Consider the following 11,576-nt stretch of genomic DNA (forward strand, 5'->3'; position numbering starts at 1 on the left):
AAAGTCTGCCATCCTTGAGACTTTAACAACAGAACTAAAAAGAGGTACCGATCCATGTTTTTTCATAAAAAAGAATTAATGGCTGCAGTCACAGTAGACGAAGCCAACCCCCGTTTTGCCCAATTGCTGCTAGAACAGTTTGGCGGAGCAACAGGAGAACTGACAGCAGCTTTGCAATACTGGGTGCAGTCATTCCACTGTGAAAATCCAGGGATTAAGGATATGCTCCAAGATATTGCGATCGAAGAATTCAGCCACTTAGAAATGGTGGGCCAACTCATAGAAATGCACACCAAAAACGTTGACCAAACAGAAGCTTACAAAAGCACTTTGTTTGCCGTGCGTGGCATAGGCCCACACTTGTTGGACAGCCAAGGTCAAGCTTGGACAGCAGCTTATATCAACGAAGGCGGGGATGTGGTGCGCGATTTGCGCGCTGATATCGGCGCGGAAGCAGGAGCCCGCCAAACCTACGAAGAGTTGATTAAACTAGCACCGGATATGGGAACGAAAAAGACGTTGCAGTTTTTGCTGACTCGCGAAATTTCTCACACTCAAATGTTCATGAAAGCTCTGGAATCTCTCGGTAAACTCACCGATCCGATGTTCGGCAACATTCCGCCAGATAACACCGTAGATCTCTACTTTAACTTGTCCACAAATGGCAAGGATGAACGCGGCCCTTGGAACTCGGAACCCACTTTCAAATACATTGCCGATCCCGCTCCCAAAGGTTAATTTGTGAGTTGTGTAGCGTGTGTGGCTTAGAAGATTTAAGCCCAGTGTTAAGTAATTTTTAAGCCGCACACCTTCTTTTTGAGGGTGTGCGGCTTAGAAGATTTAAGCCCAGTGCGTAGGTTGGGTTGAGGAACGAAACCCAACATTTTCTCTACAATTTTCCTTAACTGAACCTTATTGATTTTTAAGCCACGCACCCTAGGATATCGAACTTTTGTGTTGAGTATTTTTCAAGTCACGCGCCCAACGGTGTTATAATTATTTGAAATCCGGCTCGAACATTAACATCAAATCTATATTGAAATTGCGATCGACCTATTTATTAGTCTCTCACGGCAGCCGTGACCCCAGACCCCAACTAGCTTTGGAAAACCTAGGTCAACTGCTGTCTCAAACATTGGCTGACTCATTCCCCGCAGTCGCAACCGCCACCTTAGAACTCGGCCCCGCACCGCTGCACGAACAAATTTGCAGTTTTGGCGAACGTACACTGTCCCTGGGACTGACAGAATTGCAAATACTGCCTGTATTTTTATTGCCGGGAGTTCACGTCGCCGAAGACATACCGGCAGAGGTGGAAATTGCCCAACAAACTTTTGGTGACAAGCTAAAAATTGAATTGCGCCCGCATTTAGGTTCTCAGGAAGCAGGCTTAACAAAATTGGTGAAAAGTCAGATGGAAGAGGTGGCTTTTCTCCCCAATCTGCTATTGCCAAAATGGATTTTATTATCTCACGGCAGCCGTCGGCCCGGAGGTAACTCGACTGTTGAGAAAATCGCCAGCAAACTCGGTGCACAGACCGCTTATTGGTCGGTAAAGCCGAGTTTGTCAGAACAAATTGACAGTTTGGTTCGTGGTGGACAGCAGCAAATAGGAATTGTGCCATACTTCTTATTTAATGGAGGAATTACAGATGCGATCGCCAAAAATGTCGCACAGCTAAAGCAGCAATTTCCTGCGGCGGAACTTCATCTCGCAAATCCTCTAGGCCCAAGTGTACAATTAGCAGACTTAATTGGGAATTTAATTCAAAAATGAACCGCAGAGGCACAGAAGAGGTAAAGGAAGCAAGAAAAATGTCTTTAGGAAAAGTGTATTTAGTAGGTGCGGGGCCCGGAGATCCGGGTTTGATGACCTTGAAGGGAAAAGCTTTGTTAGAGTGCGCGGATGTGGTGATTTACGACGCTTTAGTCAGCCCTCAAATTTTGGCAGCAATCAACCCCCAAGCAGAACGAATTGATGCCGGAAAACGCAAAGGGCGTCACTCGTTAATGCAGGACGAAACAACTCAGTTAATGATAGAAAAAGCTGGAGATAATGCGATCGTAGTTCGTCTCAAAGGCGGCGATCCGTTTATCTTCGGCCGCGGTGGCGAAGAAATGGAAGAGTTGGTAAAAGCTGGAGTGTCGGTAGAAGTTGTGCCCGGTGTAACTTCTGGGATTGCGGCCCCTGCTTATGCAGGAATTCCTTTAACACATCGATCGTACAGTTCCTCAGTCACCTTTGTCACCGGTCACGAATCAGCGGGAAAATATCGACCGGAGGTAAATTGGCAGGCGATCGCCCGCGGCTCCGAAACCATTGTAGTATACATGGGAATCCACAATTTGCCTTACATTATCGGCCAGTTAACAGCAGCCGAATTGAGTGCAGAAACGCCCATAGCATTAGTGCGCTGGGGAACGCGGCCGGAACAAGAAGAATTGATCGGAACTTTGGGTAGTATTGTAGAGCAAGTTGAGGCGATCGGATTTGCAGCACCTGCGATCGCGGTAATCGGAAATGTCGTCAATTTGCACTCGATCTTGTCGGGCTGTCGGCCTGTTTCTCAGACTGTAGGATAAGCGCAGAAATTGCCCCTAAATCCTCGTAGGGTGCGCCGCGCCGCGCACCTTACTGCTAAATCTTTTTTTGCGATTAGTTATGCTCGCCAACAACTAACAACCAACCACTAACTAATGACTAATGACTAATGACTAATGATTAATGACTAATGACTAATGACTTAACGCGCCACCTGCCGCATATATTCCCCCCACAACTGAGCGGCATTTGAACTACCTCCCCCAGTCGGAGAATTATCATCATTTCCCAACCAAACTCCAGTCACCAGTTGCTGACTCGGAATATAACCGACAAACCACAAATCTCTATTATCATTAGTCGTGCCTGTTTTTCCAGCTTCTCCCAACCCCAAAGCAGCACTGCTACCCGTACCTCCCCGCACAACACCTTGCAGCATATCAGTCATAGTATCCGCTACGGCTTCCGAAACTAACTGCCGATTGGCAACGCCATCTTTTTGATACTCATAAATCACCCGGCAACTGTTAAAATCATTTCTATCTTTGCAATCGCTGCTGTCAATAATTCGCTTGATTACGTGGGGACGATTTCCCAAACCCCGATTTGCAAAAACCCCGAATGCACCCGTTAATTGCAACACATTAACTTCACTTTCCCCTAATACTAAACCAGGGTTAGAACGCAGTTCCGAAGTAATTCCCAAACGTCTGGCCATTCCCACTACATTGTCTAAACCGACATCCTGTGCTATTCTCAAAGCAACTGCATTTTCCGACTGTGCTAAACCCCGATACATATCCGCACTGCCGCTGGTTCTTTCGCAGCCGCTGTAACTTTGTCCGCCCCAAGAAAGGGGGGCGCAAGAATAAGTTTTATCGGGTGAGATTCCCTGTTCCAGGGCGGCTGCATAGCTGAAAATCTTAAATGTAGAACCGGGCTGTCTCAAAGCTTGGGTAGCCCGATTAAACTGACTTTTTAAGTAATCTACGCCCCCAACTAAAGCTAAGACTTCCCCGGTTGTACTATTGAGAGTTACCACGGCTCCTTGAGAAAAACCTGCACTGGCTCCGGCATTTTCAACAGCATTTCTGAGGGAAGCTTCAGCCACTTTTTGCAGGCCGGGATTCAAACCTGTTTCTACAATAAAATTGCCTTCTCTGGCTAGCTGCTCCCCCAGCAAAAACTCTAATTCGTCAAATACATAACTGTAGAAATAAGGAGCGATCGTACTTTGCAGATATTGGCGGGCTTTAGGATTGATCTCAATTCGCGATCGCCTCGCGCGATCGGCTTCTTCCTGAGAAATCGTCCCCAGGGCCCGCATCCGTTCGATCACTCGATCGCGATACTGTACCGCCAACTGATAATTTTGAATCGGATTAAAACTGTTTGGGGCAGGCAAAATGCCCGCCAAAGTTGCCGCCTCTGACAAAGTTAAATCCTTCGCAGACTTGCCAAAATAAAACCGAGCCGCATCCTCAAAACCGTAAAGGTCAATTCCCAAAAAGACGCGATTCAAATAAGTCAGCAACAGTTCATCTTTGCTGTAATAATTCTCCAGTTTCAAGGCAACTACAGCTTCCCGTAACTTGCGCCCTGCCGAATCTTGAGTTCCCACATAATCTCGAAACAAACTCCTCGCTAACTGCTGCGTCACAGTGCTCCCGCCTTCGCGAATTCCTCCCCCGCGAACATTGGTCAAAAGCGCGCGCAAAACTCCGATCGGATCTACCCCCAAATGCCAATTGTAGCGGCTGTCTTCCGAAGCAAGTACCGCCTTGGATAAATAAGGCGAAAAATCCTGCAATTGCTTTAATTCTAAGTGAGCGTTATTCTGAGGAGGACGCAGCGGAGTTTGCCCGTCGCGGGCGTAAACAATCACGGGGCCATTGATACTTCTCGGCAGAGGCCGCACTTGAAACTTTGTCGATTCCATGCCTACCAACACGGCAATCAAAGCGGTGATTCCGCTGACGCCATAAAAGCTGTAACGCACAAGTTCCAAATACCAAGGCGGCGGATATACGAATTGAATTCTAACAGCGGCGGCTAGTTCCGGCGGCCCTAAAGTGAACACGTCTCCGTGACGCAGGGACATACTTTTAACTCGCCTTTTGCCATTGTAAATGCCGTTGGTGGAGTCTTCATCTTTGATCACAAAAGGAGTCCGCCGCCGACTATCCCGCGACAGGGATAAGTGCACGTGACTGACAACGGGATTGCGAACTACTATATCTGAAGATTTGGACGATCGACCTAACAAATATCGATCGCCCAACAGCGGATAAACCTCAGCTTTAGCTGCACCCGCATCCTGCACCCACAGTTCGGGTACTTTGGCATTAGGTTTCAGCGCTAGCTGGTTAAAATTAACCTTAGCAATAGTCTGGACTGCTTGGGTAATCGCACCCAAGACGGTTTGAGGTTTGCGGGGCGGCGGCGGTGGGGTCATATTTCGCTGTGCACTACGATCGAGCGATCGGCTCTTGCACCATTCTACTCGCAACTTTTGGCTAATTTCACGATCTGCCCACACTCGATCGGCGATCGTCGGCTAGTGGCGATCGATTTTGGGGTTATTGGTGAACCCGCAAGGCGAGCAGTTGATTGAGCAAATCTCCATCCAGCCACAACAAATCCCGATCTCACCAGGAAATTAAATTATCATAAACTTGCCCACAAATTAATACTTTCGATAACATTTATAGCGGTTCTCAAGCGTGGTGAGGTATGGGGTGAGTCCTATGCCTATGCCCTATGCCCTATGCCCTATGCCCTATGCCCTATGCCCTATGCCCTATGCCCTATGCCCTATGCCCTATGCCCGCCAGAGCACCTCATGTTACTGAGAAAGACTATACCAGATTTACCAACACAATTCGCCTAATAATTAAAACCCCCCTTTTTCAAGGGGGGTTAAAAGCCGAAAATCAGCTTGATTCTCCTTACATCGAAGAACCCAAACCGGCATAAGCACCGTAGAAGAAAAGACTCACAATGCTCAGAACACCGAGGCCTGCAACAGTAGCTACCAGCCACAAAGGAATTCTGCCACTTTCACTAAACATAGCCATCACCTCACTAATTTACAGGTAAACAAATTCGATCGAACTATCGAAAGCCAACTCAGACACCAGTTAATTAAAGAAATAACTGGAGAACAAAATACCCAAAACAAAAATCAGCAACAAACCCAAATACAAAGAAGTCCGGTTTAACTCAACAGGCTGCTCGTTGGGATTAGGAACGCGCTCAGGCATTGTAAACTCCTATCGTTGAATAAATTGCATTGCTGCGATCGCGCCCAAAAAGAAAATTGTTGGGACACCTAAAGTATGAACTGCCAACCAGCGCACCGTAAAAATCGGATACGAAATTGGCTCATTATTTGGGGTTCTGCTCGTCATTTTTCCAAATCCTTGTTAAATTACTTGGCGTTAATGAACTGATCTACTTGTTTCTTAGCTTCAAAGCGATCCGAGATAATCGGCACTTCTTCCCGCTGCTGTGTGAAATACTGGTTAGGGCGAGGAGTTCCGAAAGCATCGTAAGCCAAACCCGTTTGCACAAACAGCCATCCAGCAATAAACAAAGCCGGAATGGTGATGCTGTGAATTACCCAATAACGGATACTTGTAATAATGTCCCCAAACGGACGTTCTCCAGTTGTACCAGCCATTTAGAATCCTCCTTTCAACAACAAATTGACAGACAATCTCTATTACTATTCTACTATCAAGCAGCTTGCGCTGAACCTTGATATTTAAGTAGAGTACCGCTCGCGCCGATCACAAATCCGCGATCGGGGCCCATAAAGACAATCCTGTAAAAATTAGCCGGAACATCTTCTACTTCGCGGTCTTTTAGCCAAGTTTTCCCGCCGTCCAAACTGCACAGCAAATTGCCGCCGCCGCCGGCTACCCAAACTTCATTATCAGTCCGGTAAGCCATGTCCAGCAAACCCCAACTCGCCTTGCGATCGGGAAAAAACGGTTTCCCCCAACCTTCAGGATTGGACGGGTCGCTAAACTGAATCTGACCACCACGGGCGAGCATCCACAAACGCCCGTCCTTGGTAAAGCCCATATTTTGCAGGCGGCGAGAACTATTGCGGTTGTGAGGTTCCCAAGCTTCTTGTCCTGGTTTCCACACCGAGTAGAAATTGCCCTTCGAGGAAACCGCAACATACTGCCCGTTTTCAGAACGGTTGATATTGCGAACTACCCCAAAAGAATCCTGCACGACAGCTTTCCAATTTTTGCCGCCGTCGGAAGTCCGGTAAATCGCCCCGACATCGGTCGTCATCTCGGCGGAATTCGGGCCCAAAGCTGCGATCGTACTCGGAGAACCGGGCAACTGAGAGCTCAAAGCAATCCGCGTCCAAGACTTGCCCTCATCGTTCGTGTGGAGCAAAACAGAAGGCTGGCCGACAATCCAGCCTTCGGAACCCGAAAAACTCACCGACGCAAAACGCGACCTCGGATCGTCGATATCCAGTGCTATGGACTTCCAGCTAGTACCGCCGTCGAGCGTTTCGAGCAGAGTCGCCTCAGAACCCACAACCCAGCCGTGCTGAGGATTGCCCGTAAAGGCAATATCCTGCAAATTAGCTTCCGTCGGCAAGGAAATCACTTGCCAGGGGTTGTAACTCACAGAACCGATGGTGCTGCAACTCGTACAGATAAGCGCAGCGGCCAATAACATTACAATTCGTTGCCAAAATCTCACAATCGTTTTACTGCAAACCATACATACTAAGTAACAACAAGAAACCAACGACCAAGCCGCCAAAAATCAGCAAACTTTTCTGACCTTCGGTCATGCCGTTGACACCGACACCGTAGCGCTGATTTGCCTTAAATCCCGATACCCCTTCCATCTGACCGAGATTTTGAAACATCGATTTGCGCGCCCCGCAAACGGGACACACCCAAGTCGGGGTCACATCTGTAAAAGCAGTGCCAGGGGCAATTGCATTTTTAGGATCGCCTTTTTTAGGATTGTAGACGTAGCCGCAGGCTCGGCACTCGTGCCGATCGAGGGTATTAGTCTCCGTGGCTCGATCGCTCATAAAATCTCTAGGAGTGTGGAAACCGCGTACCTTGATGGTCACGTATGAAACAGGACGCTGAATAAATTCAGAGTCCCCGAAAGGGGTTGGATAAGTAGAGGAGTAGTGCTTATCCATTTCCCTGTATGCCGGGAAGCGCCTTGCTACTCCAGTAATGTGAGCTTCGCCAATGTTATCGGTCGGTAATTTCCCAGAGACACTTCCTTAACCCCTTACAGATGTTTAATCCCTAGGTTACAGAGCAAGGAACTAGCTACGGATTCCTTGGTGTGAACTTGAACTCTTGCCGATAACGTAGCCCCGAAAGGGGACTGAGGCTGATCAACTTGGGGCTTCAGTTTTTATGCCCGAAGCCCGCGACTTGCCGTCGGGGGTAGTTGACAGCTCAAAAAGAGTAGGTAAGCTAATCTTAAAATATACATTAAAAATTATTGCAGAAGATGGAGGATTAATCTCAACTAACTCGTAATTTTAGCTACCCACAATCTATATAATGTAAAGACAAGTTACAGAACCCTTTCACCTAGGCAGTAATTATTCACCGTGTTTGCACTCAGCGGCTACGAGTATTTCTTAGGCTTCCTGTTAATTTCCAGCCTAGTCCCTATCCTCGCCCTCACGGCGTCTAAGGTACTGCGGCCCAAAAGTCGTCCCTACGACCGCCGCACTACCTACGAATCCGGCGTCGAGCCGATCGGCGGAGCCTGGATTCAGTTCAACATCCGATATTATATGTTCGCCCTGGTCTTCGTCATCTTCGACGTAGAGACCGTCTTCCTCTATCCTTGGGCGGTTGCTTTCAACCAGCTAGGACTGTTGGCTTTCATCGAAGCCTTGTTTTTTATCACGATCCTCGTTATTGCTCTTGTCTATGCATGGCGCAAAGGAGCCTTGGAATGGTCTTAAGTTCTGACAAATCACAAAAACCTCTAATTGCCAACCCCGCTATTCGCCCGGAAGTCACATCCCAACTCTCAGAGAACGTCATCCTGACAACAGTGGATGACCTCTACAATTGGGCGAGACTTTCGAGCCTGTGGCCGCTGCTTTTCGGCACAGCCTGCTGCTTCATCGAATTTGCAGCTTTGATCGGATCGCGCTTTGACTTCGACAGATTCGGCTTAGTACCGCGATCGAGCCCCCGGCAAGCCGACTTGATCATCACCGCCGGTACAATTACCATGAAGTACGCCCCCATCTTAGTGCGGCTGTACGAACAAATGCCGGAACCCAAATACGTCATCGCAATGGGCGCTTGCACCATCACCGGCGGAATGTTCAGCGTAGACTCCCCCACAGCAGTCAGAGGCGTTGACAAACTGATTCCCGTAGACGTGTACATCCCCGGCTGTCCCCCCCGCCCAGAAGCGATTATTGACGCAATTATCAAACTGCGGAAAAAAATCGCCAACGATTCTATGCAAGAACGGGCCAATTTGCTGCCAACCCACCGCTACTACACCAGACCCCACAAAATGAAAGTAGTAGACGACATCTTGGATGGCAAATATTTGTCAATTCCCGGCCGGATGGCGCCGCCGAAAGAATTGACGGAAGCGATGGGAATGCCAGTACCGCCGGCCCTGCTTGCAGGACAAAAACAGGAGGTAAACCGTGGCTGAGACAGAAACCTCAATTGTTGAAGCCGGGAAGGTTTCCCAGTGGTTGACTCAGAATGGCTTTGAACACGAAGCTTTAGCGGCCGATAATTTGGGCGTGGAGATATTAAAGGTCGATCGAGACTTCTTAATTCCAATGTCAACAGCACTGTATGCCTACGGGTTTAATTATATGCAGTGCCAGTGCGCCTACGACCAAGGGCCGGGAGAAGATTTAGTCAGCGTTTACCACTTGGCTAAGCTGACAGACAATGCTTCCCATCCCGAAGAAGTCCGCGTCAAAGTATTCATTCCCCGCGAAGATCCCAGAGTGCCATCAGTCTACTGGATTTGGAAAGCAGCCGACTTTCAAGAGCGGGAATCCTATGATATGTACGGCATAGTCTATGAAGGACATCCGAATCTGAAACGGATTTTGATGAACGAAGATTGGGTAGGCTGGCCGCTGCGGAAAGATTACATTTCCCCTGATTTCTACGAATTGCAAGACGCTTATTAATAGAGTTTTGAGTTTTTAGCTCAAAATACATTTGGTCGTTTTGCACCCACTTCTTTGAGGAGTGGGTGCAATTTTTTTGCTCCTTTCTGGAAAACCCTCGATTGCACGGTATTTCTGAAAAGGCACTCGCCCAAGACAAAACTATTTTAAATTGATGCCGGAAAACCCTGAGTAGATTTGTAAAAATGATTAATATTTGAGATTCATTGAACACTAAAGAGTTAAAAATGCTAACCAAACCGACAACTCCACTCAGTAAAAGAGAACCCGACGGATTCCTCAAAATCAGTCTAAATCTCACAATGGGAATTGGAATTACTACCTTTATTGCAGCCTTAACTTTAATCGCTGTTCATTTTTATGACTCAAAATCACAATACCGAGACACTTTAAATTTTGCGGTAACTACATTAGCTACTGCCGCAGGAATATCTAGTGCCGTATATGCTTTGCGGGGAATCGAAATCAATTTAGAGGACAAAAAAATCGATCGAACCTTACGTTACATACAAATATGGAACGATCCTAGCTATTTTAGTGTTCGACAAATTGCAGCAAAAATTCATAAAGATCTCAAATCGCTAGCTAATGATGATACCAAAAGTGATGAGTACATGAATCAGATATATGCAGATGCAGAGAAAAAGCAGGAGATAGTCAATATTCTTAATTTTTTAGAAGAAATGTCTATGTGTGTCCATTTCGGTCTCGTTGACGAAAAATGTTTGAAAGAGTTTTATCGATATATAGTTTGTACTTATTGCGATACCTTCACGCTCTTTGTTCACCGATCGCGAAGAGACAAACAGAGCCCGAGGCTTTACATCCACTTAACAGATCTATGTGAGCAATGGAGACATTAATTACCCGACTTTTTATTGTTTGTAAAAGGTTTTACCGAGCGGATTCAGGATCGAACTGAGTCAAATGAAGAAAACAATCTGGAAATATTTCCGGATTGTTTCTAGAGAAATGGAAGAGTCAATTAAAGGAAGTGTAAACTGAGCCATAAAAGGTGCATCAGTCTCCTTGAAGGTCTTTACTAATCTGGAGACAAGGACGTAGTTGTGCTTTTTGTGTAATAAAAGGAGAAATGATGAAACGATTTACTTGTTACTCAATCGACTTACTTTTTGAAGGTGATACAGGCTTCTAAAACCTGTTGGCTTTTGTCTGTCATTAATGATTATTAGTGTAGCAGATGCGATAGAAAGTCACCTATCTTGAAAATCGCATCCAACCGTGACAATTGTCACGAAAGCTAACATTTTCATACTCGACAGAACCGCTAATTTTTGCAGAGAGTGAGGGGCAACTCACTTTCTGCACTTGACTTTTACCTAATTCCCTAGAACTCATCAGCCTAATTTCCATCTAGAGAGTTAGGTTGATGAGTATCTCCATATTTCTCCACCCTCACACATCCAAGTTTATAGATCTCCCTCAAAATATGAAGGCGATCCCATTTGTTGATTCTCAGCATTACTTAACAGCGTAATCGACAAGCCCGATGCCACTCGATCGTTATCTTTTTTGTTAAAGTCCTTCATTTTCTGCTTTCTCCAAAATGTAGATGGATCGGAAAACCTAGCTTGAGAACGGGGCAAAATGCTTCGATCGCAGTACCTTTTGCTTGGAAAACCATAGAAGCCTCTCAATAATCTGAGATTGAGCCACATCCTGAACCTTTCCAAGTCAAATAAATCTGCAAAACACCAAACTTACATTGCAACACGCTAAAAATTATCGTTTGGCCCGACTTCAGCTAAGTTATGATGTAAGTTATGATGCGTCATCGACTAGCTTCAACATGGAGAAATCCCGATCGAGTTGGCGACCAAT

At 46.6% G+C, this 11,576-nt stretch carries 14 protein-coding genes; 7 read left to right on the forward strand and 7 right to left on the reverse strand.

Features of this window, described 5'->3' with window-relative positions:
* Nucleotides 1-54 precede the first annotated feature (54 nt).
* From QT990_RS13870 to cobA, 3 genes are all read left to right on the forward strand, one after another.
* On the forward strand, nucleotides 55-738 hold the full coding sequence (locus QT990_RS13870) for a manganese catalase family protein (RefSeq protein ID WP_333107647.1): 684 nt from the start codon (nucleotides 55-57) through the stop codon (nucleotides 736-738).
* A gap of 262 nt (nucleotides 739-1,000) precedes the next feature.
* Nucleotides 1,001-1,777, forward strand: coding sequence for a sirohydrochlorin chelatase (locus QT990_RS13875; RefSeq protein ID WP_333300307.1), 777 nt, complete (start codon nucleotides 1,001-1,003; stop codon nucleotides 1,775-1,777).
* Complete coding sequence (cobA, locus tag QT990_RS13880) at nucleotides 1,774-2,583, forward strand: uroporphyrinogen-III C-methyltransferase (RefSeq protein WP_333465343.1); 810 nt, start codon at nucleotides 1,774-1,776, stop codon at nucleotides 2,581-2,583. Before QT990_RS13875 ends, cobA begins: the two co-directional genes overlap by 4 nt.
* A gap of 161 nt (nucleotides 2,584-2,744) precedes the next feature.
* Here cobA and QT990_RS13885 read toward each other — a convergent pair whose 3' ends face one another.
* The 7 genes from QT990_RS13885 to QT990_RS13915 all read right to left on the reverse strand — a co-directional run bounded on the left by QT990_RS13885 (nucleotide 2,745) and on the right by QT990_RS13915 (nucleotide 7,616).
* Nucleotides 2,745-4,997, reverse strand: coding sequence for a PBP1A family penicillin-binding protein (locus tag QT990_RS13885; protein ID WP_333139619.1), 2,253 nt, complete (start codon nucleotides 4,995-4,997; stop codon nucleotides 2,745-2,747).
* 493 nt (nucleotides 4,998-5,490) lie between these two features.
* Nucleotides 5,491-5,613: a photosystem II reaction center protein J gene (locus tag QT990_RS13890; RefSeq protein ID WP_006635506.1), complete on the reverse strand. Its 123-nt coding sequence runs from the start codon at nucleotides 5,611-5,613 to the stop codon at nucleotides 5,491-5,493.
* A gap of 69 nt (nucleotides 5,614-5,682) precedes the next feature.
* Nucleotides 5,683-5,805, reverse strand: a complete 123-nt coding sequence (locus tag QT990_RS13895; protein ID WP_015176850.1) for a photosystem II reaction center protein L — start codon at nucleotides 5,803-5,805, stop codon at nucleotides 5,683-5,685.
* A gap of 9 nt (nucleotides 5,806-5,814) precedes the next feature.
* On the reverse strand, nucleotides 5,815-5,952 hold the full coding sequence (gene psbF, locus QT990_RS13900; protein WP_006635504.1) for a cytochrome b559 subunit beta: 138 nt from the start codon (nucleotides 5,950-5,952) through the stop codon (nucleotides 5,815-5,817).
* Between the two features lie 20 nt (nucleotides 5,953-5,972).
* A complete protein-coding gene (gene psbE, locus QT990_RS13905; protein ID WP_333139432.1) occupies nucleotides 5,973-6,224 on the reverse strand; it encodes a cytochrome b559 subunit alpha in 252 nt (83 codons plus the stop codon).
* 56 nt (nucleotides 6,225-6,280) lie between these two features.
* The gene (locus tag QT990_RS13910) at nucleotides 6,281-7,294 is read right to left on the reverse strand and encodes a photosynthesis system II assembly factor Ycf48 (protein ID WP_333139430.1); all 1,014 of its coding nucleotides are present in this window, start codon (nucleotides 7,292-7,294) and stop codon (nucleotides 6,281-6,283) included.
* Complete coding sequence (locus QT990_RS13915; RefSeq protein WP_333052113.1) at nucleotides 7,281-7,616, reverse strand: rubredoxin; 336 nt, start codon at nucleotides 7,614-7,616, stop codon at nucleotides 7,281-7,283. Before QT990_RS13915 ends, QT990_RS13910 begins: the two co-directional genes overlap by 14 nt.
* A gap of 543 nt (nucleotides 7,617-8,159) precedes the next feature.
* Between QT990_RS13915 and ndhC the strand changes: the two genes are divergently transcribed.
* The 4 genes from ndhC (at nucleotide 8,160) to QT990_RS13935 (ending at nucleotide 10,597) form a co-directional block, all read left to right on the forward strand.
* Complete coding sequence (gene ndhC / locus QT990_RS13920; RefSeq protein ID WP_006635500.1) at nucleotides 8,160-8,522, forward strand: photosynthetic/respiratory NAD(P)H-quinone oxidoreductase subunit C; 363 nt, start codon at nucleotides 8,160-8,162, stop codon at nucleotides 8,520-8,522.
* A complete protein-coding gene (gene ndhK / locus QT990_RS13925) occupies nucleotides 8,513-9,238 on the forward strand; it encodes a photosynthetic/respiratory NAD(P)H-quinone oxidoreductase subunit K (RefSeq protein WP_333465344.1) in 726 nt (241 codons plus the stop codon). The genes ndhC and ndhK overlap by 10 nt, the downstream gene beginning before the upstream one ends.
* Entirely contained in the window at nucleotides 9,231-9,734 is a 504-nt protein-coding gene (locus QT990_RS13930; protein WP_333084555.1) for an NAD(P)H-quinone oxidoreductase subunit J, read from the forward strand. The genes ndhK and QT990_RS13930 overlap by 8 nt, the downstream gene beginning before the upstream one ends.
* 206 nt (nucleotides 9,735-9,940) lie before the next feature.
* Complete coding sequence (locus tag QT990_RS13935) at nucleotides 9,941-10,597, forward strand: DUF4760 domain-containing protein (RefSeq protein WP_333465345.1); 657 nt, start codon at nucleotides 9,941-9,943, stop codon at nucleotides 10,595-10,597.
* Nucleotides 10,598-11,576: the final 979 nt, after the last annotated feature.

Source organism: Microcoleus sp. T3_B1, from assembly GCF_036700445.1.
Lineage (GTDB): Bacteria > Cyanobacteriota > Cyanobacteriia > Cyanobacteriales > Microcoleaceae > Microcoleus.

Excerpts from the sequence above, each read along its gene's own strand:
- QT990_RS13870 (WP_333107647.1), top strand. The coding sequence starts at position 55 with ATGTTTTTTCATAAAAAAGAATTAATGGCTGCAGTCACAGTAGACGAA.
- cobA (WP_333465343.1), top strand. The coding sequence starts at position 1,774 with ATGAACCGCAGAGGCACAGAAGAGGTAAAGGAAGCAAGAAAAATGTCT.
- QT990_RS13885 (WP_333139619.1), bottom strand. The coding sequence starts at position 4,997 with ATGACCCCACCGCCGCCGCCCCGCAAACCTCAAACCGTCTTGGGTGCG.
- QT990_RS13890 (WP_006635506.1), bottom strand. The coding sequence starts at position 5,613 with ATGTTTAGTGAAAGTGGCAGAATTCCTTTGTGGCTGGTAGCTACTGTT.
- QT990_RS13895 (WP_015176850.1), bottom strand. The coding sequence starts at position 5,805 with ATGCCTGAGCGCGTTCCTAATCCCAACGAGCAGCCTGTTGAGTTAAAC.
- psbF (WP_006635504.1), bottom strand. The coding sequence starts at position 5,952 with ATGACGAGCAGAACCCCAAATAATGAGCCAATTTCGTATCCGATTTTT.
- psbE (WP_333139432.1), bottom strand. The coding sequence starts at position 6,224 with ATGGCTGGTACAACTGGAGAACGTCCGTTTGGGGACATTATTACAAGT.
- QT990_RS13910 (WP_333139430.1), bottom strand. The coding sequence starts at position 7,294 with ATGGTTTGCAGTAAAACGATTGTGAGATTTTGGCAACGAATTGTAATG.
- QT990_RS13915 (WP_333052113.1), bottom strand. The coding sequence starts at position 7,616 with ATGAGCGATCGAGCCACGGAGACTAATACCCTCGATCGGCACGAGTGC.
- ndhK (WP_333465344.1), top strand. The coding sequence starts at position 8,513 with ATGGTCTTAAGTTCTGACAAATCACAAAAACCTCTAATTGCCAACCCC.